This is a genomic window from Nonomuraea sp. NPDC047529, from assembly GCF_040642995.1.
In the GTDB taxonomy this organism is placed as follows: Bacteria; Actinomycetota; Actinomycetes; order Streptosporangiales; family Streptosporangiaceae; genus Nonomuraea.
The window spans coordinates 52,949-79,871 of the sequence record NZ_JBEYTJ010000005.1; the positions used below are offsets into that span (position 1 = coordinate 52,949).

Annotated in this window: 33 protein-coding genes and 1 tRNA gene; 18 read left to right on the plus strand and 16 right to left on the minus strand. The window is 69.7% G+C overall.

Annotated features, from left to right (window positions below; all coding sequences use genetic code 11):
* Positions 1–918: lytic murein transglycosylase (locus ABZ815_RS10410; protein WP_357696181.1), on the plus strand; the 918-nt coding region annotated here is incomplete at its 5' end.
* 201 nt (positions 919–1,119) lie between these two features.
* Here ABZ815_RS10410 and ABZ815_RS10415 read toward each other — a convergent pair.
* Complete coding sequence (locus tag ABZ815_RS10415; protein ID WP_357696183.1) at positions 1,120–2,289, minus strand: FAD-dependent monooxygenase; 1,170 nt, start codon at positions 2,287–2,289, stop codon at positions 1,120–1,122.
* A gap of 51 nt (positions 2,290–2,340) precedes the next feature.
* Here ABZ815_RS10415 and ABZ815_RS10420 point away from each other — a divergent pair, with 51 nt between their 5' ends.
* Complete coding sequence (locus ABZ815_RS10420) at positions 2,341–2,928, plus strand: helix-turn-helix domain-containing protein (RefSeq protein ID WP_357696185.1); 588 nt, start codon at positions 2,341–2,343, stop codon at positions 2,926–2,928.
* Positions 2,929–2,965: 37 nt separating this feature from the next.
* On the opposite strand, the gene ABZ815_RS10425 is transcribed toward ABZ815_RS10420, so the two are convergent.
* Positions 2,966–3,322, minus strand: a complete 357-nt coding sequence (locus tag ABZ815_RS10425; protein WP_357696187.1) for an NUDIX domain-containing protein — start codon at positions 3,320–3,322, stop codon at positions 2,966–2,968.
* A gap of 48 nt (positions 3,323–3,370) precedes the next feature.
* Between ABZ815_RS10425 and ABZ815_RS10430 the strand changes: the two genes are divergently transcribed.
* From ABZ815_RS10430 to ABZ815_RS10465, 8 genes are all read left to right on the plus strand, one after another.
* Positions 3,371–4,339: an ankyrin repeat domain-containing protein gene (locus ABZ815_RS10430; RefSeq protein WP_357696189.1), complete on the plus strand. Its 969-nt coding sequence runs from the start codon at positions 3,371–3,373 to the stop codon at positions 4,337–4,339.
* A 152-nt stretch (positions 4,340–4,491) separates the two neighbouring features.
* Positions 4,492–4,731, plus strand: coding sequence for a hypothetical protein (locus ABZ815_RS10435; protein WP_357696191.1), 240 nt, complete (start codon positions 4,492–4,494; stop codon positions 4,729–4,731).
* Between the two features lie 369 nt (positions 4,732–5,100).
* Entirely contained in the window at positions 5,101–5,415 is a 315-nt protein-coding gene (locus tag ABZ815_RS10440; protein WP_357696193.1) for a hypothetical protein, read from the plus strand.
* Positions 5,416–5,476: 61 nt separating this feature from the next.
* Positions 5,477–6,643, plus strand: a complete 1,167-nt coding sequence (locus ABZ815_RS10445; protein ID WP_357696195.1) for an FAD-dependent oxidoreductase — start codon at positions 5,477–5,479, stop codon at positions 6,641–6,643.
* A 243-nt stretch (positions 6,644–6,886) separates the two neighbouring features.
* Positions 6,887–7,837, plus strand: coding sequence for a class A beta-lactamase (gene bla, locus ABZ815_RS10450; RefSeq protein ID WP_357696197.1), 951 nt, complete (start codon positions 6,887–6,889; stop codon positions 7,835–7,837).
* A 150-nt stretch (positions 7,838–7,987) separates the two neighbouring features.
* Complete coding sequence (locus ABZ815_RS10455) at positions 7,988–8,494, plus strand: SigE family RNA polymerase sigma factor (RefSeq protein ID WP_357696199.1); 507 nt, start codon at positions 7,988–7,990, stop codon at positions 8,492–8,494.
* A complete protein-coding gene (locus ABZ815_RS10460) occupies positions 8,491–9,378 on the plus strand; it encodes a hypothetical protein (RefSeq protein ID WP_357696201.1) in 888 nt (295 codons plus the stop codon). Before ABZ815_RS10455 ends, ABZ815_RS10460 begins: the two co-directional genes overlap by 4 nt.
* 97 nt (positions 9,379–9,475) lie before the next feature.
* Positions 9,476–10,984 (plus strand): MFS transporter, encoded by a 1,509-nt coding sequence (locus ABZ815_RS10465; protein WP_357696203.1) that lies wholly within the window; start codon positions 9,476–9,478, stop codon positions 10,982–10,984.
* Between the two features lie 51 nt (positions 10,985–11,035).
* On the opposite strand, the gene ABZ815_RS10470 is transcribed toward ABZ815_RS10465, so the two are convergent.
* Entirely contained in the window at positions 11,036–11,425 is a 390-nt protein-coding gene (locus ABZ815_RS10470) for a MerR family transcriptional regulator (protein WP_357696205.1), read from the minus strand.
* A gap of 80 nt (positions 11,426–11,505) precedes the next feature.
* Here ABZ815_RS10470 and ABZ815_RS10475 point away from each other — a divergent pair, with 80 nt between their 5' ends.
* Entirely contained in the window at positions 11,506–12,696 is a 1,191-nt protein-coding gene (locus ABZ815_RS10475; RefSeq protein WP_357696207.1) for an MFS transporter, read from the plus strand.
* Positions 12,697–12,764: 68 nt separating this feature from the next.
* Here ABZ815_RS10475 and ABZ815_RS10480 read toward each other — a convergent pair whose 3' ends face one another.
* Positions 12,765–13,928 carry an MFS transporter gene (locus tag ABZ815_RS10480; protein ID WP_357696209.1) on the minus strand — a complete coding sequence of 388 codons (1,164 nt, stop codon included), beginning with the start codon at positions 13,926–13,928 and terminating at the stop codon, positions 12,765–12,767.
* Complete coding sequence (locus ABZ815_RS10485; protein ID WP_357696211.1) at positions 13,925–14,389, minus strand: GNAT family N-acetyltransferase; 465 nt, start codon at positions 14,387–14,389, stop codon at positions 13,925–13,927. The genes ABZ815_RS10480 and ABZ815_RS10485 overlap by 4 nt, the downstream gene beginning before the upstream one ends.
* A gap of 26 nt (positions 14,390–14,415) precedes the next feature.
* Between ABZ815_RS10485 and ABZ815_RS10490 the strand changes: the two genes are divergently transcribed.
* Positions 14,416–14,946 (plus strand): CGNR zinc finger domain-containing protein, encoded by a 531-nt coding sequence (locus ABZ815_RS10490; RefSeq protein WP_357696213.1) that lies wholly within the window; start codon positions 14,416–14,418, stop codon positions 14,944–14,946.
* A 54-nt stretch (positions 14,947–15,000) separates the two neighbouring features.
* Here ABZ815_RS10490 and ABZ815_RS10495 read toward each other — a convergent pair whose 3' ends face one another.
* On the minus strand, positions 15,001–15,525 hold the full coding sequence (locus tag ABZ815_RS10495; RefSeq protein WP_357696215.1) for an NUDIX hydrolase: 525 nt from the start codon (positions 15,523–15,525) through the stop codon (positions 15,001–15,003).
* Positions 15,526–15,648: 123 nt separating this feature from the next.
* On the opposite strand from ABZ815_RS10495, the gene ABZ815_RS10500 reads away from it, so the two are divergent.
* A complete protein-coding gene (locus ABZ815_RS10500) occupies positions 15,649–16,134 on the plus strand; it encodes a hypothetical protein (RefSeq protein WP_357696217.1) in 486 nt (161 codons plus the stop codon).
* A gap of 81 nt (positions 16,135–16,215) precedes the next feature.
* Here ABZ815_RS10500 and ABZ815_RS10505 read toward each other — a convergent pair whose 3' ends face one another.
* Positions 16,216–16,629, minus strand: coding sequence for a nuclear transport factor 2 family protein (locus ABZ815_RS10505; protein ID WP_357696219.1), 414 nt, complete (start codon positions 16,627–16,629; stop codon positions 16,216–16,218).
* Positions 16,630–17,217: 588 nt separating this feature from the next.
* On the opposite strand from ABZ815_RS10505, the gene ABZ815_RS10510 reads away from it, so the two are divergent.
* Both ABZ815_RS10510 and ABZ815_RS10515 read left to right on the plus strand, forming a co-directional pair.
* Positions 17,218–17,715 carry a SigE family RNA polymerase sigma factor gene (locus ABZ815_RS10510; RefSeq protein ID WP_357696221.1) on the plus strand — a complete coding sequence of 166 codons (498 nt, stop codon included), beginning with the start codon at positions 17,218–17,220 and terminating at the stop codon, positions 17,713–17,715.
* 4 nt (positions 17,716–17,719) lie between these two features.
* Positions 17,720–18,703 (plus strand): hypothetical protein, encoded by a 984-nt coding sequence (locus ABZ815_RS10515; protein ID WP_357696223.1) that lies wholly within the window; start codon positions 17,720–17,722, stop codon positions 18,701–18,703.
* 302 nt (positions 18,704–19,005) lie between these two features.
* Here ABZ815_RS10515 and ABZ815_RS10520 read toward each other — a convergent pair whose 3' ends face one another.
* A complete protein-coding gene (locus tag ABZ815_RS10520) occupies positions 19,006–19,431 on the minus strand; it encodes an SRPBCC family protein (protein WP_357696225.1) in 426 nt (141 codons plus the stop codon).
* Entirely contained in the window at positions 19,428–19,766 is a 339-nt protein-coding gene (locus ABZ815_RS10525) for a metalloregulator ArsR/SmtB family transcription factor (RefSeq protein WP_357696227.1), read from the minus strand. The genes ABZ815_RS10520 and ABZ815_RS10525 overlap by 4 nt, the downstream gene beginning before the upstream one ends.
* Positions 19,767–19,853: 87 nt before the next feature.
* Here ABZ815_RS10525 and ABZ815_RS10530 point away from each other — a divergent pair, with 87 nt between their 5' ends.
* The 3 genes from ABZ815_RS10530 (at position 19,854) to ABZ815_RS10540 (ending at position 22,104) form a co-directional block, all read left to right on the plus strand.
* The gene (locus tag ABZ815_RS10530) at positions 19,854–20,342 is read left to right on the plus strand and encodes a DUF1579 family protein (protein ID WP_357696229.1); all 489 of its coding nucleotides are present in this window, start codon (positions 19,854–19,856) and stop codon (positions 20,340–20,342) included.
* A gap of 268 nt (positions 20,343–20,610) precedes the next feature.
* Positions 20,611–20,811, plus strand: coding sequence for a hypothetical protein (locus tag ABZ815_RS10535; RefSeq protein WP_357696231.1), 201 nt, complete (start codon positions 20,611–20,613; stop codon positions 20,809–20,811).
* A gap of 615 nt (positions 20,812–21,426) precedes the next feature.
* Positions 21,427–22,104: a hypothetical protein gene (locus ABZ815_RS10540; protein ID WP_357696233.1), complete on the plus strand. Its 678-nt coding sequence runs from the start codon at positions 21,427–21,429 to the stop codon at positions 22,102–22,104.
* A 261-nt stretch (positions 22,105–22,365) separates the two neighbouring features.
* Here ABZ815_RS10540 and ABZ815_RS10545 read toward each other — a convergent pair.
* From ABZ815_RS10545 to galU, 7 genes are all read right to left on the minus strand, one after another.
* Positions 22,366–22,439 (minus strand) — tRNA-Ala (locus ABZ815_RS10545).
* Positions 22,440–22,488: 49 nt separating this feature from the next.
* A complete protein-coding gene (locus tag ABZ815_RS10550) occupies positions 22,489–23,061 on the minus strand; it encodes a hypothetical protein (RefSeq protein WP_357696235.1) in 573 nt (190 codons plus the stop codon).
* 124 nt (positions 23,062–23,185) lie between these two features.
* Complete coding sequence (locus tag ABZ815_RS10555) at positions 23,186–23,839, minus strand: GNAT family protein (protein WP_357696660.1); 654 nt, start codon at positions 23,837–23,839, stop codon at positions 23,186–23,188.
* Between the two features lie 58 nt (positions 23,840–23,897).
* The gene (locus ABZ815_RS10560; protein WP_357696237.1) at positions 23,898–24,377 is read right to left on the minus strand and encodes a MogA/MoaB family molybdenum cofactor biosynthesis protein; all 480 of its coding nucleotides are present in this window, start codon (positions 24,375–24,377) and stop codon (positions 23,898–23,900) included.
* Positions 24,374–24,850: a cyclic pyranopterin monophosphate synthase MoaC gene (gene moaC, locus ABZ815_RS10565; RefSeq protein WP_357696239.1), complete on the minus strand. Its 477-nt coding sequence runs from the start codon at positions 24,848–24,850 to the stop codon at positions 24,374–24,376. Before moaC ends, ABZ815_RS10560 begins: the two co-directional genes overlap by 4 nt.
* Entirely contained in the window at positions 24,847–26,022 is a 1,176-nt protein-coding gene (glp, locus tag ABZ815_RS10570; RefSeq protein ID WP_357696241.1) for a gephyrin-like molybdotransferase Glp, read from the minus strand. Before glp ends, moaC begins: the two co-directional genes overlap by 4 nt.
* Entirely contained in the window at positions 26,009–26,911 is a 903-nt protein-coding gene (gene galU / locus ABZ815_RS10575; RefSeq protein WP_357696243.1) for a UTP--glucose-1-phosphate uridylyltransferase GalU, read from the minus strand. Before galU ends, glp begins: the two co-directional genes overlap by 14 nt.
* Positions 26,912–26,923: the final 12 nt, after the last annotated feature.

The window sequence follows — 26,923 nt, forward strand, 5'->3', positions numbered from 1 at the left end:
GCCCGCCCAGTTCGCCCGGCCTTTTCCGGGGGGGTGGGGGGGCCCTCCGGCGCTCGGGGTGGTCGGGGCCGCGCGCCCCCCCCCGCCCCGGCGGCCCCCGCCCCCGCATCGGCGACCGCGACGGCGACGGCGACGGCGAGCGCCGGGGCCTCCTCCGGTCAGGCGCTGCCGGCCCCCGCCGCGCCGCTCCCCACCGACCCCGCCCGTCTGGCGACCGCACTCCGCGAGACGGCCACCGCCCTGAACGCGGCCATCGACCGCTGGCGGCCCGCGAACGGAACCCCGCCGCGGGACGTCGAGCTCCTGGCCCTCTACCAGCAGCGCCTCTACCGCCACGCCGCCCGCCACCGCGACCTGGCCGACCGCGCCTTCGCCCGCCTGCCCGCCGCGCTCGCCGCCCAGGCCAGGGACAACGTCACCGCCCTGCGCGAGCTGCTCGCCCTGACCCGGCCGATCAAGCCGTCCGCCGTGTTCAAGGTCCAGCGGGCCCGCCCCGCCGACGAGCTGCTCGGCCACTTCAAGCGGGCCGAGCGCCGTTTCGGGGTGGAATGGGAGGTGCTGGCGTCGGTGATGCTCGTCGAGAGCAAGTTCGGCCGGGTTCGCGCCGACAGCCACGCCGGAGCCCAGGGGCCCATGCAGTTCATGCCGGCGACCTGGCGGGCGTACGGGATGGGCGGCGACGTGCAGAACCCCCGGGACGCCGTCATGGCCGCGGCCAACTACCTGCACGCCAGCGGCGCCCCCGGCGACAACCGGCGCGCGTTGTACGCCTACAACCGGTCGCGGGCGTACGTGGACGCCGTGCTCCTGCACGCCCGGCAGATGCGGCGCGACCCGCGCGCGTACTACGCGTACTACAACTGGCAGGTCTTCGTGCTCACCACAGCCGGGGAACGCCGCCTGACCGGCCCGAAGTGACCCCGCGGGGGTCTCACTGTCACTGCGACGTCCGGGCGGTCCTCGCCGCGTCGGCCATCTCCGTCAGGACGTCGTCGACAGGCCCCCGGCGGGCAGGCCCAGTTCATCGCGTCCCCGCTGCCGCCCGAGACCGGCTTCACGCCCACCGCCTACCGGGCGGCCTTCACCCGTGCGAGCGCGCCTCGCTGATCGCCGGACGGCTCAGCGACGCGGGCCGTACACCGGCAGGGGACGGGCGTTCCTGCCCTGGACGCGGCGCTCCACCGCGCCGACGGCCTTCATCAGCGGCAGCCGGACCAGGGCGTCACGGACGCAGCGCCCGCCCTCGGTTCTGGGCACCATGAGCCGCACGTTGGGCCCGATCTGCTGCTTCTTCTCGACCAGCGGGCGATGGACGGCGTCGTACCGGGCGAAGGCGACCCGGTGATCCCCGCCGGCCGCGGCCAGCTCCCCCGCCAGCCGGTACGCCCCCACCAGCGCCAGCTCCGCGCCCGCCCCCGAAGCCGGGGACGCGCACCAGGCGGCGTCGCCGACGAGCACGACCCGCCCTTGGGACCATGAGTCCATGTGCACCTGGCCCAGCGCGTCGAAGTAGAAGTCGGGGTCGGCTAGGGCCGAGTCGAGCAGCTCCCTGGTACGCCAGGACGTCTCGTCCCCGAACGTCCGGCTCACCAGCCGTTTGTGCTCGACGATGTCCCGGTGGTCGTAGTCCAGCGGCGCGGACCGGAAGATGAAGTACGCCTTGGCCTGGGCGTGGTTGCCCGACCGGTAGATCCCGGCCATGCGGCCCGGCGTGTTGAACATCGTGACCCAGCGGTCCTCCCCGAGCGCCGCGTCGGCGTCGGCGAAGGCGAAGTAGTGGTCCTTGTGCCTGACGAACTCCTCCTCCGGCCCGAACACCAGCCGCCGCACGTGGGAGTGCATGCCGTCGGCGCCGACGACCAGGTCGAAGGCGCGGGCGGGCGCGTGCTCGAAGGTGACCCGCACGCCGTCGGCGTCCTGCTCAAGGCCGCGGATCGTGTCGCCGAACAGGATCTCCACGTCGGTCGCCTCGTCCAGCAGCGCCACCAGGTCGCCGCGCATGATCTCCACCGAGCCGGGGTCGCGGAACTCGACGCGCGCCACGGGCCGGTCGCCGGCGTCCACGAACTTCATGCCGTGCACGTCGGTGGCCAGCTCGCGCACCTGCGGCATGATGCCCATCCGCGCGGCCACCTCGACGGCGTCGCCCCGCACGTCCACGCCGTTGCCGCCGGTGCGCAGGCGGGGAGCGCGCTCGACGATCGTGGGCCGGAAGCCGTGCCGGGTCAGCCAGTGGGCCAGGGCGAGCCCGGCGATGCTCGCGCCGGAGATCAGGACGCGCTCGTTCATGGGGACTCCATCGCGCTAGAGTTAACTGAAATAAGCGTTCCAGTTAACTATGTGGAATGGACATTCCAGTTGTCAACACCCGCCGAGCCCAGACGCCGCGCCGACGCCGTGCGCAACCGCCGACTCGCCCTCGACGCGGCCATGACGCTGCTGGCCGAGCCCGGCGCGCCCCTCACGGTCGAGGCCATCGCCAAGCAGGCGGGGGTGGGGGCCGCGACCGTCGTACGCGCCTTCGGCGGCAAGGACGCCCTGCTGGACGCCGCGGTCTCCCGTCTGCTCGAACCGGTCGTCCGGCGCGCCCGCGACCTGCTCGCCGAGACCACGCCCTACCAGGCCCTGCGCACCTTCCTCCGCGAGCTGGTCGCCTTCCAGACCGCCCACCACGCCGTCAACGACCAACTGGACGGCCTCGATCTGCCGGCCACCACCGCCCTGCGGGCCGGCCTGGTCGCCGCCGTGGAGGAGATGATCGAGGGGGCGCGGCGCGAGGGCGCGATCCGCACCGACCTCGACCCCGCCGTCGTCACGACGCTCATCGGCCGGACCGCCCTGGCCGTCGCGCGCACCCAGCCGCCTTCGCAGGCCCTCGCCGACGCCTACCTCACCGTCCTGCTGGACGGCCTGCGCTCCGCCCGGTGACCCCGTCGGCTCGCTCTACACGCGCAGGACCCGCGGCTCACCCGACGGGCGTCCCCCCGCCGCCCCGCGTCCGCGCGAGGAAGTACCGCTCCTGCACGTGCACGGGCTCGCCGTCCCAGCGGACGACCCCGTCGAGGATCCACAGGCACGGCCCCCACTCGACCTCCGTCAGCCCGGTCTCCTCCAGCAGTTCCCTGCGAGCGGCCTGAAGGAAGTCCTCGCCCGCCTTCAGCCCTCCGCCCGGGGGCACCCAGAACACCTCCCGGACCGGGGATCCGGGAACGACGATGACGCCGTCGTACCTGTGCTGGATCATCAGAACGCGATCGTGCCGGTCCAGCAGCACAGCCCGGGCACCTCGTCGGCTTCGCGTCGGCGAATTTGTCGTGGCCATACGCCATGATCGGCGATCACCCACCCCGTACGCCCCCCAAGGAGTGTCATGGTCGCCGACGACAGAACCGGATGGTCCGGCATGGACCGGGACAGCTGGACGAACATCAGCGTGGTCCGCTCCCGGCTCGACGCGGGCGGCGACCCCAACTCCGGCGTGTACTTCCACGAACGGCCGCTGCACGCCGCCGCCGAACGGGGCTCGCCCGAGGTGGTCACCGAACTGTCCCGGCGCGTCGACGACGTCGATGCCGAGCAGGAGGGCCGTACCGCCCTCTGGGAAGCCGTCTTCAACAACCGTCCCGACAACGCCCGCAGCCTGGTCGCCGCCGGGGCGGACCCGTGGCGGCCGATGATGAACGGCTGGTCCCCCGGACGGCTCAGCCTGGCCACCCCGACCCCTGACCTGTTCCCCCTCCCCGCCGGCGAGACCGGCCTGTCGGACACCGAGGCCGCGGCCGTGGCCGACGCCAGGCACCTGATCGAGGTGCTGGGCGAGCCGGAGGACGACGGCTTCAGCCTCGCCTGCGTGGCGGGCGTCGGCGCCGCCGAGGCGGCCCGGCGACTGGAGGCCGTACCGGCTGACGACGCCGACGTCGAAGAACTGATGGAAGACCCGTTCGCGGACTTCGACAACAGCCTGGCCATCATCGGCGTCACGGACGTGCCCGGCGGATGCGTCGTCTTCCAGCCCGAGGGGTACAACGCGTCCACCCCGGGCGTCATGAAGCGCCTGTCGGCCGGCTCCGTCTGCTACGGCATGTTCGCCAACCCCAAGAGCGGCAACCAGGGAGCCGTCTGCCGCGACGGCGTCATGGAGGATTGGGACACCCATCCCGGCGGGGGCTCCGTCTCCGACGACGAGCCCGCCGAGGAGATCCTCGCCACCTACCTCTACCACCACCGGGCGGTGGCGTACTGCTTCGCCGGCGCGGGCCTGCGACCGGCCGACGCCCGATCGCTCACCTTTCGACCTGACATGTGGCTCAGGCTTCCCGAGCGGGACTGGTGGAGCTGATCAGGGCCGATCGCCCCGCGCAAGGGCGCGCCCTTCTTCGCGCATCGGAAAAAGAGACAAGATCCACAAAACGCACCAATGAAGATCAATGAGCGCTACCGTGGAAATGATCACTGCGGCGGCGTGTGCCGCCCCACGAGGAAGGACCATGCATGCGACAGAAGGCCGCACGGTTCGGTGTGACACTGGCCATGGCCGGAGCCCTCGCCGCCGGCACCCTCGCCAATGCTGCTCCGGCCGGCGCCACGGCTACGAGCTGGGCCCCCTACCAGGCGTACCGCACCCTTCAGAACTGCGTCTCGGCCGGGACCACCCTGCTCGTCACCAAGGGGTACAAGGAGTACGAGTGCCGCTGGGACAGCCCGTTCTACATGCTCTGGCTGAGGAAGTAGCTCACCGGCGCGGCCAGGTGTCCCGCCGCTGAGCCGCTCGCCCGGCGGCGTCACCACCGCGATCCACGAGGCCACGGACGACGTCGCACGTGTCGTGCGGCGCCGTCCGCCTCCCTCAGCCGTCCGCCTCCCTCACCCGCACGGACCTCATCGCGCGACCGCGATCCCCTGGACGCCCCCCACACCCGATGGCCCGATGCACCCGCCCCTACAATCGGCGGTCGGGCACGGATCCGAGGCGGCACCCCCGCCGCCGGCCGCAAGCTCGCCTCCCGCGCGCGGGCGCGGGTCGCCGCGGTCAAGGAGCTGCCTCAGGCGTCCAGGGCCGAGACCGAACGCCTGCTCAAGGCGTTCAGGGCGGCCGCCGACGTGGGGAACCTGGCTGGGCTCGTCGAGCTGCTGCACCCCGAGGCCGTCTACGTCGCCGACGGCGGCGGCAAGGTGACCGCCGCGCGCCGACCGGTCCAGGGCGCCGCGGCGATCGCGCTGCTGGCGGTCAGGCAGATCGAGATCAGGCGTCCGGACGCGTTCCAGGTCGTCGAGGTGAACGGGCAGCCGGCCCTGGCGACGTACCGCGGCGGCGAGCTGGTCTGGCTCGACACCGTGGAGATCACCGACGGGCGCATCACGACCTGGCGGAGACTGGCCAATCCCGAGAAGTTCGCCCACATCGGTCACATCTGAGCCCGCTGTCCGGTCTCCCTGCCGACCCCTGATCCCCAGGGGAGGTTGAGAGGACTGGACAATGGCCCACGTTGTGATCATCGGAGGCGGTTTCGCGGGCGTCTGGAGCGCGGCGGGCGCGGCGCTGGCACGCCGCCGGGCGGGCGGAGCCGCGGATCTGCGCATCACGCTCATCGCGCCGAACGAGCACCTGGTGCTGCGGCCACGCCTGTACGAGCCGGAGCCGGACCTGGCCAAGGTGGAGCTGCGCAGGATTCTCGGCCCGATCGGCGTCGACCATCTGCGCGCCTCCGTGACCGAGATCGACACCGGCCACCGCACAGTGGTGGCCGACGGCATGAAGATCGGCTATGACCGCCTGGTGCTGGCGGCCGGCAGCCGGCTCATCCGGCCCCACGACCTACCCGGCGCCGAACGGCTCTTCGACATCGACACCCTCGACGGGGCCCGGCGGCTCACCGACCATCTGCGCCACCGGGAGGACTACACGGCCGTGGTCGTCGGTGCCGGGTTCGCCGGTCTGGAGGCCGCGACCGCGCTGGCCACCCGTGGCCGGGTGCTGCTGGTGGACCGGTCGCAGGTGGTCGGGCACCAGCTCGGCCCGGGCCCGCGTACGGAGATCGAAGCCGCACTGGACGAGCTGGGCGTCGAACGCCGTCTCGGGACGACGGTGACCGAGGTCGGCGACGGGTGCGCCGCCCTGTCCGACGGCACCGAGGTCGAGGCGGACGCGGTGGTCTGGTCGGTGGGGATGCGGGCCAGCGACCTCACCCGGCAGATCCACGACGAGCTCGACCACCTCGGCCGGATACCGGTGGATCGGTGGCTGCGCGCCCTTCCCGAGGTGTTCGTCGCCGGGGACACCGCGGCGGCGGCGTTCGACGCCGAGCACACGGTCATGCAGGCGTGCCAGCACGCCACGCCGCTCGGCAAGGTCGCCGGGTACAACGCGGCGGCCGACCTGCTCGGCGTGCCGCCGCGCGACTTCACCCCCGGCCCGTACGTCACCTGCCTGGACCTGGGCGCCGCCGGCGGGGTCTTCACCCGGGGCTGGGACCGGCGGGTGATGGCCTCGGGCGACGACGGCAAGGAGATCAAGGTACGGATCAACCAGGCCATCCACCCGCCGGTCGACGACGCGGAGAAGATCCTCGCCGCGGCCGACCGCGTCCACATCGAACTCCCCTTCTTCCCGCGCGACGAGGAGGCGACCACTCCCACCCTCTGACTCCGGGACGCGGCGACCCACCGGCCGCCGCGTCCCGGTTGTCGTATCGCGTGCACCCCGGGAATCAACAACCGGTCGAGGCGTCAGCCATGTGGCCTGCGCGGATGCAAATTCGGCACTCGCCATCCGACTAGCGCTCATACAGAAACTGATATTGGCCTATTTCCGATATCGATATTAGACATCACTTGATCACACCTGCTTTGCTGCTGTTCTCTGATCGACGACCAGCAAGGATTCGACATGCGACATCTCCACGCCCGCCGATTCTCTGCCGCTCTGCCCGCGACCGCCCTGGCGATCGCCCTCGTGTCCGGTGGGACCCTCGGCGGCGGAACCGCGTCCGCCGCCGCCACCGTGGTGATGGCCCCGGCGGCGGTTCTGGGAGAGGGCCAGGTCAGGAAGGACCTGCGCGCGCTGGAGGCGTCCTTCAAGGGCCGTATCGGGGCGTACGCCATCGACACGGCCACCGGCAAGACCGTGGCGTACCGGGCGAGCGAGCGTTTTCCCCTCTTGTCCACGTTCAAGGCGCCTCTGTGCGCGGCCGTGCTGAACAAGGCGCGCACCGCCGAGCCCGGCCTGATGAGCAAGGTCGTCAAATGGACGGCCGCCGACATGAAGCCCAACTCGCCGGTCACCGAGAAGCACATCAAGGACGGCCTGACCGTCGCCCAGTTGTGCGAGGCGGCCGTCACCCGGAGCGACGGCACCGCGTCCAACCTGCTGCTCAAGCAGATCGACGGGCCCGCCGGACTGACGAGGTACTTCCGCACGCTGAAGGACCCGATCTCCCGCATGGACCGCTGGCACCCCGAGCTCAACGACTGGACCCCCAAGGACAAGCGCGACACCACCACACCCGCGGCCATCGGCCGCGACCTGCACCTGCTCACGGTGGGGAACGCGCTGCACGCCGAGGACCGCGAGCAGCTCGTCGCCTGGCTGCTCGCGAACAAGGTCGGCGATGAGCGCATCCGCGCCGGCCTGCCCAAGACCTGGACGATCGGCGACAGGACCGGCACCAACTCCGACGGCTTCGGCGGTGGGAACGACATCGCCGTCATCTGGCCCGAGAAGGGCGCCGCCCCCATCATCATGGCCGTCTACACCAACCGCACCCCGGGCCTGGCCACCGACAACGGGACCATCGCGAAGACCGCCACCATCCTGGCCCGCGGCCTCGGCAAACTCTGACCTCACGCCCGGAACCGTCTCCCGGGCGCCCGCCTCGTAGGTGGCGCGTCCACTGACTGCCGCCTCCGGGACATCTGCGATGCCGGCTGGCGCGCGCCATAGATCCGTCAGCCCTCCTGCGTCTTAGGGTGCGAGACACGAGGAGAGCCCTTGCACCCTGACCATCAGCGCGACTTCACCGAGTTCGTCGCCGGCCGATCCGACAGCTTGATCAGGCTCGCCTACGTCTTGACCGGCGACCAGCACGCCGCCGAGGACTTGCTGCAGACGGCCCTGGCCAAGACAACCGCCCACTGGCGGCGTATCCGCGACAACCCGGAGGCGTACGTCCGCCGGGTCATGTACCACGAACAGGTCGGGCGGTGGCGCAGCCCGCGCTGGGGCCGCGAACGCGTGCTCGAAGCGCCTCCCGATCACGGCGTGGCCGACCGCACCTCCGAGGTGGAGACCCGGATCACGCTGGCCAAGGCGTTACGGGTCCTGCCCGCGCGCAAACGAGCGGTACTGGTGCTGCGCTACTACGAAGACCTCCCGGAGTCCGAGGTCGCCAAGATCATGGGCTGCTCGGTGGGCACCGTACGCAGCCAGACCCATCAAGCCGTCGCCCGCCTGCGCGAACTGGTCGGCGAGACCGTCATCCTGGAGGGCCTGCAGTGACCATCGACGAACGGCGGATCGCCGAAGAGTTGCACCGGATGGCCGACGAGGCCACCCCCGTGAACCCGCTGGCCTACGCCACGCGGGCTCTCGCCGGGCGCCGGCGCCGGGCGTGGTCGGTCGCCGGACTCACGGCGGCGGCCGTGGCCGCCACCGTGGCCGCCGCAGTGGCCGCCGCAGTGGCCGCGGCGGTGGTTCTGCCCTCCCCGGGCACCTCCGGCCCGGACACCGCGGCCGGTGTGGCCACCCTGCCGGACAACACCCCCGAGCAGTTGCGGCTGGTACGCGAATGCATGCCCAAGGGCGGACCCGTGCACGACATGGACGGGAACCTGCGGATCCCCGAGCACGGGGTGACTAACGACTTCCGGGTGCTGGTGGAGTACCGGGACAAGGGCGGGGTCACCGCCCTGGTGGGCAGTGACGCCGGTTTCGTGCTCTGCACGCCGACCGAACAGAAGGACATGGCCGAGCGCGCCGTCTTCACCTACTGGGGGTTCAGGCCGCCCGGGAACCTGGCCGGGTTCTCCGGTGATCTCCAGGTGGACGCGTACACCAACCACACGTATCCGTACACCGTCGGCAAGCAGCGGATCCAGTACGACGACGTGTACCGGGTCGTCACCGGGCGGGTCAGCGACGCCGTGCGGCGGGTCGAGGTCGACTGGGCGGACGGGCGGCGCACGTCCGCGCGGATCGCCGACGGGTTCTTCATCGTACGGATCATCGGCAAGCTGGTGCGCGACCCTGAGGACCCCAAGAGAAAGGAGGCCACGATCCTGGACTCGCCGCCCGTCACGGTGACGGCGTACGGGACCGACGGGAAGATCCTTCGGCAGCAGAAGAACGTCGCGTTCGGGCCGCTGGGGCGCGGCAGCGACTGACGGCAGCCGCTGGAGCCGCCTGGCGCGGACGCGGCGACGGCTGCCGGCCGCCGATCGACTTGTGTTCGCCTATGGACGAACTTCTAGCGTCGATGCCATGACGCAAGACGAACTCAGCGGCCGGCAGACGTGGGCACGCGCGATGCGCCCCCCTCCGGGCGGCGGATCCGGCCGGTCGGGCATGAGCAGGCTGACAGGTCCGGAGCTGCGCGCCGCGAGCGTGCTGGCGTCCGGCGGGTTGATGGCGGTGCTGGACGCCACGATCGTCGCGGTGGCGCTGCCGCAACTGATGGCGACGTTCGACACGTCGCTGACCGCCGCCCAGTGGATCATCACCGCGTACACGCTCGCGATGGTCGCGACGATGCCGCTCGCCGCCGGTCTTGCCGGACGGTGGGGAGCCCGCCGCGTGTACGTGGGGGCGCTGGCCGGTTTCGCGGCCGCCTCCGCCGTCGCCGGCCTGGCCGGCGACCTGGGCTGGCTGATCGCCGCACGAGCGGCGCAGGGCCTCGGCGCCGGCCTGATGGCGCCCTTGGGAATGGCGATCGGGTTCGGCGCCGTGGCGGCCGAACGCCGTGGCCGGATGATGACGATCACCGGCCTGCCGATGCTGATCGGGCCGATCCTGGGCCCGGCACTGGGCGCGCTGCTCCTGGGCGCCGGGTCGTGGCGGGCGTTGTTCTTCGTCACGGTGCCGCTGGCGCTGCTGGGCGTCGCGGGCACGATGGCCTGGCTGCCGGCCGACGCCGCACACCGGCATCCTGGCCGGCCTGACCTGGCCGGAGCGATGCTGCTGGTTCCGGGCATCGTCCTGGTGGCGTACGGCATCAGCGCCCAGGACGGCCCGGCCTGGACGCGGATCGCCACGGCCGTCCTCGGTGCGGTGCTGGTCGCGGTGTTCTCGGCCCGGGCGCTGGCCCATCCTGAACCGCTGTTGCGGATCGCCCTCCTTCGGAACCCGACGTTCGGCCGGGGCGCCGCAGTTCTCGCCCTGTACGCGGCCCCCTACTTCGGCTCGGCCCTGTTGGGGCCCGCCTACGTGCAGATCCTGCGTTCGGACGGCGCCTCGGTGACGGCCGCGTTGATGGTCCCCGGTGCGGTCGGCATGGGCGTCAGCCTGCAGGTCGCCGCCCGGCTCCTGGAACGGCTCGGTCCCCGGCTGGTCGTCGGCGCCGGGCTCGGCGTCGCGATCGCTTCCGGCCTCCTCCAGGTGATCGTTCTCCGGCCGGACACGTCCTACCTGGTGCTCGGCGTGCTCGGATTCCTCCAGGGAGCGGGCACCGGCGCGATCATGATGCCGACGATGTCCAGCGCCAGCCGCGACCTCAACGGCTCCGACCTGGCCTCCGGCTCCGCGCTGTTGTCGCTGGTGAACACGGTCGCCAACGGCATGGGCACCGTGGCGGTCAGCGCGCTGTTCGCGGTGCTGACCGCCACGATGACCGGCGGTGGGTCGCTCGCTGCCCTGTCCGGCCTGGGAACGGCGGACAGAGCGACTCAGGTGGTCACCATCGTGGATGCGCTCCGGTTCACTCAGGTGGCGGCTCTCCTCGTCATGTCGCTCGCCTTGGTCGTACAGTTGCGCTCCCCGAGACGAACCCCATGACCCGTCCCCGGGCCGTCGGTGGGCCGAGCCGCCGATCCGTGTTGGGACTTCTCACGCGTTGAGTGAGGCCAGGGCCCGGCGGGTGACGTCGGCCGGGGCCGCGGCGATGACGTCATCGAGCGCGTCCATGGAGGTCTGAAGGTCGCTGATGGCCTGAGCGATGCGGTCGCGCTCCCGGTGGAGGTCGGCGAGCAGGTCCGAGCAGGTGGGGACGAGGCGGTCGCCGGTGTCCCGCAGGCACGGCAGGACCGTGGTGATGGTCGAGGTGTTCAGGCCGGCGGCCAGCAGGCTGCGGATGCGGCGGACGACGGCGACGTCCTCTTCGACGTATTCCCGGTAGCCGCTGGCCCGCCGCTGCGGGTGGAGCAGACCCTGCTCTCCGTAGTAACGCAGCAGGTGGACGGCCACGCCGGTCCGCCGGGACAGCTCACCGATGCGCACGACGCCCCCTGACGGCGAGCCGGGCATCACCCCGCCTCGACTTGACTCTCATACCGATATGAGACTTTAACGTCTGCCGCATGAAGATGAACAAGGGGTTCGCGACGCTCGCGGCATTGTGCTCAAGCGTCTTCGTCGTGGGCACGTCGGAGTACCTGATCGCCGGGTTGCTGCCCCAGGTCGGAGCCGACCTTGACGTCTCCGTGGGAACCGCCGGACAGGCGGTCACCGCATATGCGCTCGGAGTGGTGGCCGGAGGACCGCTCATGGCCCTGCTGACCTCGCGCCTGCCGCGCAAGGGGCTCGCCATCGGCCTGATGCTGCTGTTCGCGGCAGGCAGCGCGATCAGCGCGGTGGCCCCGTCGTTCGGCCTGCTGCTGGTGGGACGCGTGGTGTCCTCGCTCAGCCACGCCGCCTTCCTGGCTCTGGCACTGGTGACGGCGACCCGGGTGGTCCCGGCGGAGCGGACGGGCTCGGCCATCGCCACCGTGGCCTCCGGCTTCACCGTGGCCACGCTGCTCGGGGTGCCTCTGGGGGCACTGCTCGGGGAGGGCGCCGGATGGCGGGCTCCCTTCGCCGTGCTGACCGTTCTGTCCCTGGTGGGCACCCTGCTTCTGGCCGCCGTCCTGCCCCGGCAGGAGGCGCCGTCCACGCGACTGCGTGACGAGATCCGCGTGGTGACGCGCCGGCCGGTCATGCTCGCCATCGCCACCACCGCGGTGGGCTTCTCCGGGGTCGCCACGGTGTTCACCTACATCGCCCCGCTGCTGATCCGCGTCTCCGGCTTCTCCCCCGCGGCGGTCTCCGGTCTGCTGCTCGCCTACGGCGCCGGTAGTTTCATCGGCAACCTCACCGCCGGAAGGCTGACCGACAGGTCGATGAGCGCCACCGTACGCGGGGTCTTCGGCGGGCTGGCGGGAACGCTCCTGCTCGTCCCGTTCGCCGTGGTGTGGCAGCCCACCGCCGTGGCCGCGGTCCTGGTACTCGGCCTGCTCGCCACCGCGACCATCGCCCCGCTGCAGGGACTGATCCTGCACCACGCGGGCGCCGCCCCGAACCTGGCGGTCTCCGCCAACGTCGGCGCCTTCAACCTCGGGGCCGCAGTCGGCTCGGTCATCGGCGGCGCGATCGTCGCCGCCGGCGCTCTACGGTGGACCGGCCTGGCGGGGGCGGTGCTGAGCCTGATCGGACTGGCCCTCACCTGTCTCGTCCTTCCCCGGACGCGGACGCCGACGAAGGACTCCGGACAGGAAGTCCCGATCGCCGTCTGATCCCCCGTCACCCACCCAAGGGGACAGTACGTCTCCATGACCAGGATCATCTCGCCCAGCTCGCGGCGTCACAGTCGGGCGGTCATCGTCATGGTGGCGGCGGCCAGCGCGGCGAGCAGGGCCCAGGCGGGTGCGAAGCTGCCGGTCAGGTCCGTGAGCAGGCCGAGCACGGGAGGCGCCAGGATGATCGCCACCTGACTGACGACCATGGCCAGGCCGAGGATGAATCCGGCCCGGTCCGGCGGCGCCGATTCGGCGGCGTAGGCGACCCAGGGGCCGTACCAGCCGATTCCGAAGAAGCCGAGCCAGACGAAGACCAGGCAGGCCGCGACGGGAGACCGGCCGATCGGCGTCGTCAACACCATCATGGCGATGATCACGGCGGCCAGGCAGGTCATGACCCAGGCGTGGCGACCGGATCCGTGACGGTCGCTCCAGGCCGCCAGGCAGACCCGGCCCAGCGCGCCCGCGCACTGGACCGCGACGTAGACCAGGGCCGCCGAGGCGGAGTCCATGGACGTCACCTCGTGCAGGTACAGCACGGTGAGAACGCCCACACCGCTGTGCACCGACGCCATGCTCGTACCGGACAAAATGATCTTCTTCATGTACGGTTCGCGGAGCAGTCCCAGCCGCACGCGGGACGTGTCCGGCATCGGACGCCGGTCCGGTGGACGGCGGTAGAAGACCATGAAGGCGACGGCACCCGACAAGGCGACGAGCGCACCCGCCACGAGCGTCGACCGCCAGCCGAAGGCCGTCGCCAGTACGGGAAGCGCAGAGGCGGCGACGACGCCGCCGAGCGGAAGTCCCGCCTGGCGGACACCCATGGCCAAGCCACGCTGCGAGGCGTCGAACCAGGACGCCACCGATTTGCTCCCGCCCGGCTGAATGGTGCTGTACCCCGCGCCGACGACCAGCAGGGCGACGAGCAAGGAGACATATCCCGGGGCCGCACCGCCGACGGCCAGCGCGGCGGCGACCACAAGAGCGCCGATCCCGACGACCCAGCGTTCGTCGTGGCGGTCCAGCAGTCGTCCCGCCACGAGCAGTCCGGCCAGAGGAAGCAACTGAGCCGCCGACTGCAGCAGGCCCAGTTGGGTCGTGTTCAGCTCCAGGTCTCGTTGCAGGTGGACGCTCATCGCGCCGATGCCCTGCACGAAGAACGCGGCCGTGGCCTGGGTGAAGGTCGCGACAGCCAGAATGACCCAGCGGTACCGCGAGGTCCTCACGGCTTCCAGCACAACAGGGGATCCGGATGGTCGGAGAAGCCGAGCTGCCGGTAGAGCGGTTCCGCATCGCGGGAGGCGGTGAGGTCGACCCGTACGGCGTCGCGGTCGCGGAACCAGTCGAGCAGACCGAGCATGATCGACCGGCCGTGCCCACGCCGCCGGTACGACGGGTCGGTGACCATGCCGATGACGTGGCCGATCCGCCCGTTGCGGGAGTGTGGACCGGGGAACCACTGCTCGATCGTGCCGATGCCGCAGGCGGCCAGGCCGAGGTCGCCGTCCGCGACCAGGATCCGGCAGTCGGGTTCGGTCAGCTTCTGCTGGAAAACCCGTGCGAGCGCGTTACGCCAGTCGTCCGCGGCGTTCGCGGGGTTGAAGAAGTCGCCGCCGAGGTCGTCGAAGAGCAGCGCCCGGAGGCGGACGAGTTCCGGAATGTCGTGCTCTGTCGCTGTTCGCGTCATGACGTACAGGCTGATGTAATGGGCTTGTGCACCTCAACCCTTACGGCGCGGACGTGGTGAACTTCGCCGCGGAACTGGCGAACCGCCCGCCGGCGAGCGCACCCGAACTCGCCGACCGCTGCCGCACGGCCGGGCTGGTGCTGGAACTCCCCGTCGAACCATCGGATCTCGACCAGACCCTCGCCGTCATCAACGCCTGGACGAACGTCGTCGACGCCCCGAACGAGCGCGAGAAGGCCAAGCTGGTCAACGAGATGCTGGCCCGGTCGGCCGCCTATCCCCGGCTGACCGACCACGCTCACGGCTGGCACCTGCACTATCGCGACGACCTGCAGCCGCTCGGCGCGGTGCTGTTCGCGCTGATCTCCGTGGGCACGGCGATGCACCTCGTCAGCCGGGGGATGGACCGGCTCGGACGGTGTGCCGCCGCCGACTGCGAGATGATCTTCGCGGACACCTCACGCACCGCCCGGCAGCGTTACTGCTCCCAGCCGTGCGCCAACAGGGACGCGGTACGCCGCCACCGCGCCCGCCAGTCCACGCCGACGTCAGGGTGATCGAGGCAACCCCGCACGCCGACGCCATGGCCTGGCCCGGCAGGTCGGGGGCGCTCACGGGCGAGGGCCGTCACCTGCCACCGCCTCGTCCAGAGCACGGAAGGAAACCCGGGTCGCGGCCAGATCGGGATCGCGGACGTGTTTCTTCGCCTCGGACTCCGGAACCAGCCGCCGGTGCTGTATCTCGAACTCCGGCACCCATTCCTCAAGCCGGACCTCCGCACGCCAATAAGAACGGACGAGAACCAGACCAAGCTCACGCCCGCGCACGCATTCGCTGCGCGAACAACCAAGCAGGCGGCTACCGATGACGGTGACGCACGCCTCTTCGAGCATTTCCCGGCGCAGGGTCTCCTCGATCGTCTCCGTTCCTTCAGGACGTCCTGCGGGGAAACCCCAGTGCTCGCCGTCATGGCTGATCAGGACCAGCTCATCGGCAGCCGTCACGCAGATGCCGGCGGCCCCGTGAGGCCGGCCTTCCTGCGGGTCATCGACAGTGTGCCAGGACACCAGCCAGTCCTGGCCGTTCGAATGCGTCGGCATCCGCTCCCGGTCACGGGCAGGGACGACAGATGTCATATGGCTCTCCTGCTGAGGTTCGCGATCAGAAGGACCGGCGAGGCCCTTGAGGCGGCTGGAGCGGCGATCATCTCCGAACCGGTCCGGGACCCCGGGGTGATCTGAAACTGCCACTCTTGTGCCATGGTTCGCACATCACTGATCGCATGCTGCTTAGCCATCTCGCTCGCCGGCTGCGCAGATAGCCCGGCACCGGTGGCGTCATCCGAGTCCGCTCAGCCGAAACCCGCCGCCGCCCCGCAGACTCCCCTGCAGCAGAGCACCATTCCCGGCACGCAACAGTATTACGCCACCGATCTACGACCCGGCGACTGCATCGAACCTCTTCCCCAGACGTACCTGGTGACCGTCGTCCCCTGCCACGTGCCGCATTCGGCTGAGTTCGCCACCACATACGTCCTCCCCCAGGGACCGTATCCGGATGCGGACATGACGCGGCTCGCGCAGAACGGATGTCTTCCCATAATGCGCATCAAAAAGTCGAAAACGGATGAGATCGGCATGGCGTGGCTTGGGCCGGCCTTGGAGGACTGGCCGCGTTACCGGACCGTGTACTGCCTGGCCGTACGCATGGACGGAAAGAAGACAACGGGACGAGTGGTCGAGTAGCGACCCGTCGTCTCCCTCATGAGTGACCAGGGCATCCCGATCGCGACATCGCCGATCTCGTCGGCCACGCCGGCACCAGCGTCACATAGGCGGCCCACCTGCCCGGACCGCCGAACCTCCGCCCACGTGACGGGTGGAAGCGTGGTACTGGTGAATGAGCCAGCTGCCGCCCGCCCTTTTGGCCACGACGGACAGGCATATCAGGTGGACGTCACCGGTAGGCGCGGTGAAGGTCACCTCCGCGAATCCGTGCACGATCTCCTCGCTCAGCCGGCCACCCGACACCACCTCGACCTGTGCCGTCGTGCCGCGAACGACCCTGGCGTAATAGTCGAAGACCTCCTGCGGACCGTGTCCCAGCTGCGGACTGATGCCCTGGAAAAGCGCGTCCTGGCTGAACAAGGCGGCGATCTCGGCCGGTCGGTGTGCGTTGAAGGCCTGCTGCCAGTCGTGGAGGAGCCTGGTGAGAACGTCTGTAGCCCCGGTGCCGGTCATCGCGGGGAACCTGCGTGCAGAGCTTCCCGCGTCCACCGGTGTCGTGGCCGCGTAACCAGGCTACGGACACCTGCCCCAATGATCACGGCACCTGGCATTGATCTACTCCTTACCTGCTGAATCGATGCTCGGGACGGTAAGGCATCACATCCATGTGAAGGTCAAGGAGAAGGAACCGGATACGGATCGGCGAACTGGCAGGACCTCCTCAGGCCGGTCCGGCTGGACAACGGCCACCGCGAATACCCTGCGGCGGATGCTCAGGAACGTCGCCGAGCCGGTCCCCACACCCAAGGGCACGAACGGACGTCCCAGCAAGGCACACATCCGACAGCGAGCGGAGGCCGTACTCAACCACGCTTGGCACGGAGGGAGCCCGCGCCCTGCGCCGGGTGCGGTAGAGGCGCGGCCTGGAAGATCGCTTCCCGGACAACCGCTGCTCGTTTCCCGCGCCGGCGGACAGCAGTTGGTGCCGAGAACATCACCAACTGCAGAAGTGTGAAAGAAGTCAGCTTCTTGAGCCTGAGCAACCTTCAGTTCTTCCGGCGGCGTAAGGACGGGTGACTGTCGCCTGAGAAAGGACCGTACATGGCGGATGGATCGGAGTACGACGCGTTCGTCGAGGCGTCATGGCACCGGCTGCTCCGCACCGCCTACCTGCTCGCCCGTGACTGGGGTGTGGCCGAGGACCTGGTGCAGACGGCGCTGCTGAAGGCGTGGCAGGCCTGGCCGCGCCTGGGCGACGAGCGTGAGGCGTACGTCCGCAAGATCATTGTGAACCTGCACGTCTCCTGGTGGCGGCGCCGCTGGAGACGGGCCGAGCTGACCAGCGAGTCGCCGCCCGACCAGGCGCAGGCGGCCGACCACATGGGACAGGCCGACGATCGCGAACTGGTCTGGCAGGCGCTCGGCCGCTTGCCCGCCCGGCAACGGGCCGTCGTCGTGCTGCGGTTCTTCGAGGACCTGACCGAGGTCCAGACCGCTTCGGCGCTCGGCTGCAGCGTCGGGACGGTCAAGAGCCAGGCGAGCAGGGCGCTGGCCAAGCTTCGGGTGGACGAGTCATTCGCGTACGACAGGAGGGGGTAGCGCCGTGCATATCGACCAGGGAGAACTCCGCGACCTGCTGGATGAGCGCAGCAACCCTGCGCTCGACCGCCCGATCCCGTGGCACTCACTGCGGACCAGGACACGCGGCGCGCGGCGGCGCCGGTTGTCGGCCGTCGCTGTCGCTGTCACTTTCGCCGTCGCGGTCGTCACCGTGGGAACGATCGTCAGCCTGCGCGGGCCGGAGCAAGTCGATCAGCCGACCACCGCGACAGTGACCGAGAAGTTCCCGATCCAGTACGAGGAGTCCGACGGCACTGTCTACCGCAGGCTCGCCATTGCGGCCTTCGACCCATCACGCGAGGAATCGACGACATTCCAGGTGAAGGTGAGCGGCAAGCCGGTGGCCATCCTGCCTGACTGCCCGCATCCCAAAGCGGGGCCACCACGGGTCAGCGTGCGGGTGCCGGGCCTGAACAAGGACTTCACGCTGTCACTGAAGAACTCGTGCGAGCGGGGCAAAGCGGTCGACACGCAGCTCTTCCCCGCCGGGACTCGGACGGTGAGATTCTCCGTCACGACCTACCCTTGGGTGACGCCTCCGGGTAAATGGCGGTTCGGCGTGTACGAGTGGACGCCGCCGGCCACGATGAGGACCGCCTCGCCTCCGGTCGAGCCGCTCGCGAAGATCGGGAAGGAACTCAGCCTGGTCGCCAAGGGCAGCGCCACCTGGCCCGGCACCCGCGAGGTGACGCTCACCGTGCCGAACAGGGGCCACGGCCTGGCCATCGTCACCTACTGCGGGGACGGCCTCGCCGAGCGGCTCAGCCGGAAGCTGTGGGTGAACGGGCGCCTGGAGGACTCCGGCGTCTGCTCCTTCCCGCTGTCCGGGGCCGGGTTCCTCCACCTGGGCAAACGGCCGAGCAGTGAGAAGACGACAACGATCAGGGTCCGGTTGGAGACGTCCATCCCCGAGTACCTGCGGCGCCCCGGAACGCTGACAGTGGCCGTCTATGACGGCGACCTATGACAGTGCGTGATCGTGCCATGCGTAACCGGCTCAGGGGCATGGTCGGCATCAGTGTCCTCAGCCGGTGACGGTGGTGGCGATCGAGTGTCTTCTCTGCTTGATCACGGCGTCGTCAAAGCAGGCCGGTATGCGCTTGACGCGTATCGCTATGAAGGTGGATCAGAGAGCCATGTGTCGGCCGGTTTGAGAGCCACTTGCTGATCAACTGCCATGGAAGGTCATCGAAAAGGAGAGCCATGCCCGTGGGTCTGGGGCATGGCTCTCCTTGACGCTGTGTGTGTTGTCGGCGTACACATCCCGCTTCAGCGGGGTTCCTGGCGTTCTGCCGTTTCGCCCAGACGATGGAGCAGGTACGCCCAGCCGTCGCCGGTCTCCTCTTCGAGCGCGGCCGGCAGACCGCTGTGGCGCAGGGTGAGCTCGGTGCCATCACCGTCCGAGGTCAGGATGACTTCGACTCGGGACGCCTCTGGTGCCATGTCGGGCGCTCCCGGTGTGGCCTCCCAGCCGAAGGTGAAGACAAGACGTTCATACGGCACGAGCTCCACGAACCGTCCGCGCATCACCGGGCGTGGGCCCTCGTGCATCGCAACCTGCAACGTGCCACCGGGGCGGGCGTCCAGCTGGGCAGTTCCCCACCATTGCGCCAGGCGTGCGGGGTCGGTGAAGAACCGCCAGACCGTCTCGGGACGCGCACGGATGTGCAACGTCTGCTCAATAGTCCTGCTCACAACGATCCCTTCACGTCCTGGTCACCGGTGTGCGCGCGTTCTTCTTTCTCGGCTTCGTGCTGGAGGCGGCTGAGCGAGGTGGACCACATGGTCTCCAGGAACGTCACCGCCTCGGCCAGCCCCTCCGGACGTAGCCGATAGAAGCGGCGATTGCCTGCGCGGCGGACGTCGACGAGGCGGGCTGCTGTCAGCGTTCGCAGGTGCTGGGATACCGCAGGGCGACTGATCTCGGGAAAGCGCTCGGCGATCTCGCCTGCCGACACCTCGCGATCCCGCACCAGGACGAGGATGGCGCGGCGGGTCGGGTCCGCCACAGCGCGAAGCGCGTCGTCCATGGGCCACCGCCTTCGTTTGCGCACTGCCGGGACAGCATGTAAGTGTTTAAGCAACATCTTACACTCTATCGATGACGAGGATTCCCCATGTCAGGAGACGACAACACCCGCGCCCCGCGATCGGAGAACCAGCGCCTGAATGCGCTGGTTGGCCATTGGCGTTCGCAGGGGCGTATAGCGGCCACCGCGATCGACCCGGCGATCCGCATCGCCGGGTCGGACACCTACGAGTGGCTGGCAGGCGAGCACTTCCTCATCCACCGTGTGGACGTGCGCATGAATGAGGAGCACGTCGAGGTCATCGAGATGATCGGGCCCTACGATCCAGCGAGCCGGACCTACCCCATGCGCTCCTTCGACAATCACGGCAACTTCGTCACCATGTGGGCAAGCGTCGACGACGAGGGCGTCTGGACGTTCGCCGGTGAGACGGAGCGGGCGACGCTGGTGATCGCCGAAGACGGCGACTCCATGACGGCCGAATGGGAGCGCACCGACAACGGCTCAAACTGGCGGCACTGGATGGACATGAGCTTCACGAGGGCTCCCAGCCCCAGCGCCATCCCTCGCCGCTGAATCCCCCGCAGACCAGAAGCCTCACCGTCGAGCTCGCTCCTGGCAGAGGCGCCACAACACCATCATGCTGCGCGCGTCTCTCTGTGCGCGCCTTTGCACATGGAGGTGTACGCCGACAAGTGTGGCCAGCTGGCTTGTTCGGCTCTGGCTCGGGTGCGGGCAAGGCGGTAGGAGTCGGTGCCGGTCTCGATGATGTTGCCGGCGAAGGTGAGCCGGTCGACGATCGCGGCGCAGAGGTGCGGGTCGGTAGAAGCCGGAGAAGGACTCGTTGCCTGCGACGACGACGCTGTTCTTCTCTCTGCGTCCGGTGAGCACCTGGAAGAGCGGTCTCTCCATCGACGAGACCGCCCAGCTGTGCGGCCATGCCGGCACCACCGTGACTAAGACCGTCTTCCGCCACCAGATCCGGCCCGTCATTCAGACTGGCGCGCCGGCCATGGACCGAATCTTCGACGGCAGAGATGCCTAGCCCTGCAACATGTCACTCAGAAGATCACAAAGGCCCTTCCGGAACATCCGAAAGGGCCTTTGACCTGGGTGGGGTGTTCACGAGTGTGTCCAAGCAGGGATGAAGTGAGAGCCTGGAAGATCGCTTCCCGAACTCTGTGTGATCGTTTCCCGGACTGGCAGCAGCCGAACAGCCAGTGGCGTCAGCAAGCCGCCGGGGTTCGGGTCGCCGCCACTGGCCGTTCCGATACGGGTGGGCGTCGGGCTGGTCGGGGTCTGTAACGGCTTGATCGCTCGGGTTGATCACCGCTTCCGGGACGGACAGCAAGTCAAGAAGAATGCACGTGTGACCGGCACGCGCAGATCCCCTGAAGAGGGCGAGGACGACCTGGCCCGTCTCCTGGCCGCCATACCCGGACTGTCCTTGCTCGCCCGCACGGTCGTCGCGCTCCGCCCACGCCGCGGTGAGCCCGGCATCCGGGACAGCCATGTCGGCGGGCCGATGCTCTGGCCGGTGGACGAGCCCTGGCCGCGCTGCGCGGACGCGGACCACGGGAGCGGACGATCGGTGCCGATGGTGGCCCAGTTGTACGGCGCTCGCCGACACCGTGAGCGTGATCACCTCCCTAGGCGATCGGTGCCGATGGTATCCGTGGCCCAGTTGTACGCCGCCGACGTCCCCCAGATCCCCTTCCCCGAGGACACCGATCTGGTGCAGATCCTGTGGTGCCCCACAACGCACAACCTGCCAAAACCGCAGATCACGGGCAAGCACTGCCGGGTCTTCTGGCGGCGCTCCGGCGAGGTCGTGCACGGGCCAGGGGCGCAGCCTGACCCCTGGGAGCACTGGAAAGGGGAGTGGGACGAGGTCCCCCGGCCCTGCACCGTGCATCCCAAGCTGGTCGTCGAGTACCCCTGGTGGGAAGAGCTACCCGTCGAGCTCCGGAAGCAGCTGGAGAAACGGGAGGAGCTTTTCGACCTCTACTACTGGGAGGTGAGCCTTACGCCTGGCTGGAAGGTCGGCGGCAGCAAGTCCTGGTCCGGCAGCGATATGCCCGAGAGATTGGACTGCCCCGAGTGCAGCGCGCCTCTCGTCCTCCTGCTCCAGGCGGACTCCGCCGAGGACCTGCCGCTTGTGTCGGAGAACCCGGACACGTACCTGTGCACCGTGACAGGGCAGCATCTGGTGTGGGGGACGGAGGAGCACATGCTCGCCCGGGAGCCAGCCGGTTTCATGGTGGACGACGCCGCGGACGCGGGGATCTACGTCTGCTCCGCCGACCCGCGGCACCCGGCTCTGTACTTCACCCAATGAGGCCATGCTCCATGCACGAACCGCTGACCTCCCAGGCGTGGTTCACCGCCCGATGCTCGCCTGGCATGCGGACCCACCGACAAAGATCAACTGAAAGTCCTCCACCAGCGACCAGCCGGGCCTCCCCGGGCACGCTCCGCGACTTCCAAACCAGGAGGAACCCGATTCGGAAACCCTCGAAACGACAAGATCCCGCCTGATCGCGATGATCAGACGGGATCCCGTCAACTTCAGTCCGGCCGTTTCAAGAACGGCCCTGGGTGGAGATGAGGGGATTCGAACCCCTGACCCCTTCGATGCGAACGAAGTGCGCTACCGGACTGCGCTACATCCCCAAGGACTCGACCAGATTAGCAAACTCCCAGAGGTACTCGCGCCACCCTTTCAGTCGCCCACCGCTCGTCTGGGCGGTTCGGCGTACTGGTCGAACAGGACGTCGGTGTGCAGTGCGGTCAGGTCGATGACCTCGGCCTCCATCTCGGCCGCCGCCCGGCGCCGCTCGCGTGCCCGCCGTAGCCGCTCAGAGCGCGCCTGGAGCGCCCGTTCGCGGCGTTCCCGATCGACCTGTACGGCGATCCGCAGAAAGGCCGTGTACGCCAGCATGACGACCCCGGACGGCGCCACGCCCCACCACGGGATCATCTCGACCCCGGCCGTGACGACGGAGGCCAGCACGAGCAACGCGGTGAAGAACAACAACCGTCTGCGTCGCGCTACGATGATCGCCCTACGGCGAAGCCGGAACTGCCGGACATCGACCTTTTCGACCTCGGGTGCGTCCTCGTCGCCGATGGTGGCGTCGAGATTGTCCAGGTCGGGCAGGGCGTGCTCGCCGGTGTAGTGCTCCTCGAGCTCGGCGAGCTCCTGGAGGTTCGTCTTGTCCCGGCGCAACCACATCGGAATCAGGACGCACAGCCACATCACGACGATGGCGACATAGAGGAAGGCGCTGCTCACGACCACCTCCGGGCAGCACGAAAGCGCGTCTGTGCTCGTCGCGCCTTCATTGTGCTCACGTCACGCACCGTAAGACCGTGTGTCACTGATTGACGAGCATTCGGTGCGGTGTGTCGCGAGATCGTCAAACCTCTTCGACCGGAGATCCGCCGCGAGCGGCCGACTCACGTGCTCGCCGCCACTGTACGAGCAGGCCGCCGGGGACGTCCTCGACGGTCAGCGCGTAACAGATGTGGTCGCGCCAGGCCCCGTCGATGTGGAGTTGGCGACGCCGAATGCCTTCTTCCCTGAACCCGAGCTTCTCCACCACCCTACGACTGGCCTGGTTCTCAGGACGGATGTTCGCTTCTAGCCGATGCAATCCGGTGGTGAAAAAGCAATGATCGACGGCCAGGGCCAGGGCGGTGGGGATGATGGCCCGCCCGGCCAGCGCGCCGTCCACCCAGTAACCGACCTGGGCGGAACGGGCAGATCCCCACACGATGGCCCCCACGGTGAGCTGCCCCGCGAAGCGACCGTCGTAGGTGACCACCCACGGCAGCGCCAGCCCCTGCCGCGCCTCGCGGCGCAGGGTGCCGACCATGGAGATGTACGGGCCGAGCCCCGTTCTGAACAGCGGGGTCTCGGGGTTGCTCGGTTCCCAGGGACGCAGCCAGTCGGCGTTGCGCAACCTGGTCTCGCGCCAAACGCGTACGTCGCTCAGCCGCAGCGGCCGAAGGCCCACCGGGCCTTCGCTCAGGTTCGCCGGCCAGCCACGAAGTCGATCCACGCCTCTCATCATCCCCCCATCGGGCTCGATGTCGCCACGGATCATCGATCGGCAGACCGAAACCTGGTCAGCGGGGGTGGTCGCCGCCCTTGATCTGCTCGACCGCGTGCCGCAGGACGGGCGCGAGCACAGCCACCCCATCCCGGACGCCACCGGACGAGCCGGGCAGATTCACGATCAACGTGTCACCCGCCTGACCGGCCAGCCCCCGAGACAGAACCGACGTGGGCACCTTGTCGCGATTCGCCAGGCGAATGGCCTCCGCTATACCGGGAATTTCCCGGGTGATCACGCGGGCGGTCATCTCCGGCGTCAGGTCGAGGGGCGTGAGCCCGGTGCCGCCGGTGGTCACGATCACGTCGTAACCCCGGGCGACGCCGTCGCGCAGGGCCGCCTCGACCGCGTCGCCGTCGGGCACCACCAGCGGACCCGAGACCTCGCAGCCGGCGTCGGACGCCAGCAACTCGGCCAGCAACGGCCCTGACTTGTCGGCATATATCCCGGCGGAGGCGCGGTTCGACACGGTCACCACGAGCGCCCGAATCACGTGGCCTCCCTGGTCCACAGACCGGTCTTGCCGCCCACCTTCTCCTCCACCCGGACGTCGGTGATCACGGCGGCCGGATCGACCGCCTTGACCATGTCGATCAGCGCCAGGGCGGCCACGGTGACGGCGGTCAGCGCCTCCATCTCCACCCCGGTACGGTCGGCCGTCCGCACCCGGCAGGTGATCGCCACCCCCCAGTCCTCGACGTCGAGCACGACCTTCACACCGTGCAACGCGATCGGATGGCAGAGCGGAATGAGGTCGGGTGTGCGTTTCGCCCCCATGATCCCAGCGATCCGGGCCACCCCGAGCGCGTCGCCCTTGGGCACCTCGCCCGACCGCAGCAGCGCCACGACCTCGGACGACAGCAGCACCCGCCCGGTCGCCGTCGCGGTACGGGCGGAGACGTCCTTGGCCGAGACGTCGACCATGCGCGCCGCGCCCGTCTCATCCAGGTGCGTGAACTCGCTCACAGCCGGATCACCTCCACCTCGGACCCGCCGGGCACCTCGGTCACGTCCTCCGGCACCACGATCAGCGCGTTCGCCGAGGCCAGGGCCGCGAGCTGGTGGGAGCCCTGGCCGTGGACCGGCGCGACCGTGCCGTCGGAGGACAGCACGCCGCGCAGGTACGAGCGCCGGCCCGACGGCGAGCGCAACGCCGCGGTGACGTAGGCGGTCACCCGGGCCGTGTCGGTGGGCAGGCCGCGCATCTTGTCGAGCGCGGGACGTACGAACAGCATGAACGACACGAAGGAGGACACCGGGTTGCCCGGCAGGGCGAAGATCGGCACCCGGTCGTCGCCCAGCACGCCGAACCCTTGAGGCATGCCGGGCTGCATCGCGACCTTCTCGAACCTGACCGTGCCGAGCGGAGACAGCGCCTCCTTGACGGGCTCGTACGCCCCCATGGAGACCCCGCCGCTGGTGATGATCGCGTCGGCGCGCACCAGGTGGGTGTCGAGCTGGTCGAGCAGCACGGCGGGATCGTCGCCGACGGACCCCGCGCGGAAGCCCTCGGCGCCGGCCTCGCGCACCGCGGCCGTCAGGGTGAAGCTGTTGGACTCCCAGATCTGCCCGCGGCCCAGCGGCGTCCCGGGCTCGACCAGCTCGGCGCCGGTCGAGATGACGACGACGCGCGGCTGCGGACGCACCCACACGCGCCGCCGCCCCACACCGGCGATGATGCCGAGCTGGGCCGGCCCGATCACCGTGCCGGCCTTGAGCACCACCTCGCCCGCCTGGACGTCCTCGCCGGCTCGGCGAATCGCGTTTCCAAGCGGTACGTCACGATTAATCTGGACAGAGACCGTGCCCCCGTCCGTCCACTCCACCGGCACGACGGAGTCCGCCCCGGCGGGCATGGGCGCCCCGGTCATGATCCGGACGGCGTGCCCGGGGCCCACCGCCCGCAGTTCGTCGGACCCCGCGGCCACGTCGTCGATCACCGGCAGCATGCCGGGAACGTCCTCGGCCCTGACCGCGTAGCCGTCCATCGCGGAGTTGTCGAACGGCGGCAGCGGCACCGGCGAGGACACGTCCTCGGCCAGCGTCGTGCCTAGCGCCCGCTCCAGCTCCAGCTCCAGAGGCGCCAGCGGACGCACAGTGGCCAGGATCTCGGCCAGATGCGCGTCAACCGATCTCATCGAGGAACTCCCGCAGCCACGGCACGAACTCCGGCGCGAGATCCTCACGATCCGCGGCGAACTTCACCACTGTCCGCAGATAGTCGAGCTTGTCGCCGGTGTCGTAGCGCCGCCCGCGGAACAGCACGCCGTGCACGGGGCCGCCCTCCTCGGTGCCGCGGCCGGCCAGCGTGCGCAGCGCGTCGGTGAGCTGGATCTCGTTGCCGCGCCCGGGCGGCGTGCTCTCCAGGACCTCGAAAACGGCGGGATCGAGCACGTATCGCCCGATGACCGCCCACGTGGAGGGCGCCTCGTCCACCGGCGGCTTCTCCACCAGGTCGGTCACCCGCACGACGTCGTCCTCGACGGTGCCGGCGATGGTGGCCACGCCGTAGAGCGAGACCTGCTCCCTCGGCACCTCCATCAGCGCGACGACGCTCCCGCCGAACGTGTTGCGCACCTCGATCATGCGCTGGAGCAGGCGGTCGCGGTAGTCGATCAGGTCGTCGCCGAGCAGGCACGCGAACGGGTGGTCGCCGACGTGATGCTTGGCGCACAGCACCGCGTGCCCGAGCCCCTTCGGCTCACCCTGCCGCACGTAGTGCAGCGTGGCGAGCGAGGCGGGCTCGCGGACCTGGGACAACCGTTGCTCGTCGCCCTTGGCCTCCAGGGCCTCCTCCAGCTCGAACGCGCGGTCGAAGTGGTCTTCGATGGACCGCTTGTTCTTGCCGGTGACCATGAGGACGTCGAGGAGCCCGGCGGAGGCGGCCTCCTCGACGACATACTGGATCGCGGGCTTGTCGACGATGGGCAACATCTCCTTGGGTGTCGCCTTGGTCGCCGGGAGGAACCGGGTGCCCAGACCCGCGGCGGGCACGACGGCTTTCGTCACAGGGTCGAAGTCAGCCATGAGTAGACCCTA

Excerpts from the sequence above, each read along its gene's own strand:
- ABZ815_RS10415 (WP_357696183.1), bottom strand. The coding sequence starts at position 2,289 with ATGAACGAGCGCGTCCTGATCTCCGGCGCGAGCATCGCCGGGCTCGCC.
- ABZ815_RS10425 (WP_357696187.1), bottom strand. The coding sequence starts at position 3,322 with ATGGCCACGACAAATTCGCCGACGCGAAGCCGACGAGGTGCCCGGGCT.
- ABZ815_RS10430 (WP_357696189.1), top strand. The coding sequence starts at position 3,371 with ATGGTCGCCGACGACAGAACCGGATGGTCCGGCATGGACCGGGACAGC.
- ABZ815_RS10435 (WP_357696191.1), top strand. The coding sequence starts at position 4,492 with ATGCGACAGAAGGCCGCACGGTTCGGTGTGACACTGGCCATGGCCGGA.
- ABZ815_RS10445 (WP_357696195.1), top strand. The coding sequence starts at position 5,477 with ATGGCCCACGTTGTGATCATCGGAGGCGGTTTCGCGGGCGTCTGGAGC.
- bla (WP_357696197.1), top strand. The coding sequence starts at position 6,887 with ATGCGACATCTCCACGCCCGCCGATTCTCTGCCGCTCTGCCCGCGACC.
- ABZ815_RS10465 (WP_357696203.1), top strand. The coding sequence starts at position 9,476 with ATGACGCAAGACGAACTCAGCGGCCGGCAGACGTGGGCACGCGCGATG.
- ABZ815_RS10475 (WP_357696207.1), top strand. The coding sequence starts at position 11,506 with ATGAAGATGAACAAGGGGTTCGCGACGCTCGCGGCATTGTGCTCAAGC.
- ABZ815_RS10485 (WP_357696211.1), bottom strand. The coding sequence starts at position 14,389 with ATGACGCGAACAGCGACAGAGCACGACATTCCGGAACTCGTCCGCCTC.
- ABZ815_RS10495 (WP_357696215.1), bottom strand. The coding sequence starts at position 15,525 with ATGACATCTGTCGTCCCTGCCCGTGACCGGGAGCGGATGCCGACGCAT.
- ABZ815_RS10500 (WP_357696217.1), top strand. The coding sequence starts at position 15,649 with ATGGTTCGCACATCACTGATCGCATGCTGCTTAGCCATCTCGCTCGCC.
- ABZ815_RS10505 (WP_357696219.1), bottom strand. The coding sequence starts at position 16,629 with ATGACCGGCACCGGGGCTACAGACGTTCTCACCAGGCTCCTCCACGAC.
- ABZ815_RS10510 (WP_357696221.1), top strand. The coding sequence starts at position 17,218 with ATGGCGGATGGATCGGAGTACGACGCGTTCGTCGAGGCGTCATGGCAC.
- ABZ815_RS10525 (WP_357696227.1), bottom strand. The coding sequence starts at position 19,766 with ATGGACGACGCGCTTCGCGCTGTGGCGGACCCGACCCGCCGCGCCATC.
- ABZ815_RS10530 (WP_357696229.1), top strand. The coding sequence starts at position 19,854 with ATGTCAGGAGACGACAACACCCGCGCCCCGCGATCGGAGAACCAGCGC.
- ABZ815_RS10555 (WP_357696660.1), bottom strand. The coding sequence starts at position 23,839 with ATGAGAGGCGTGGATCGACTTCGTGGCTGGCCGGCGAACCTGAGCGAA.
- glp (WP_357696241.1), bottom strand. The coding sequence starts at position 26,022 with ATGAGATCGGTTGACGCGCATCTGGCCGAGATCCTGGCCACTGTGCGT.
- galU (WP_357696243.1), bottom strand. The coding sequence starts at position 26,911 with ATGGCTGACTTCGACCCTGTGACGAAAGCCGTCGTGCCCGCCGCGGGT.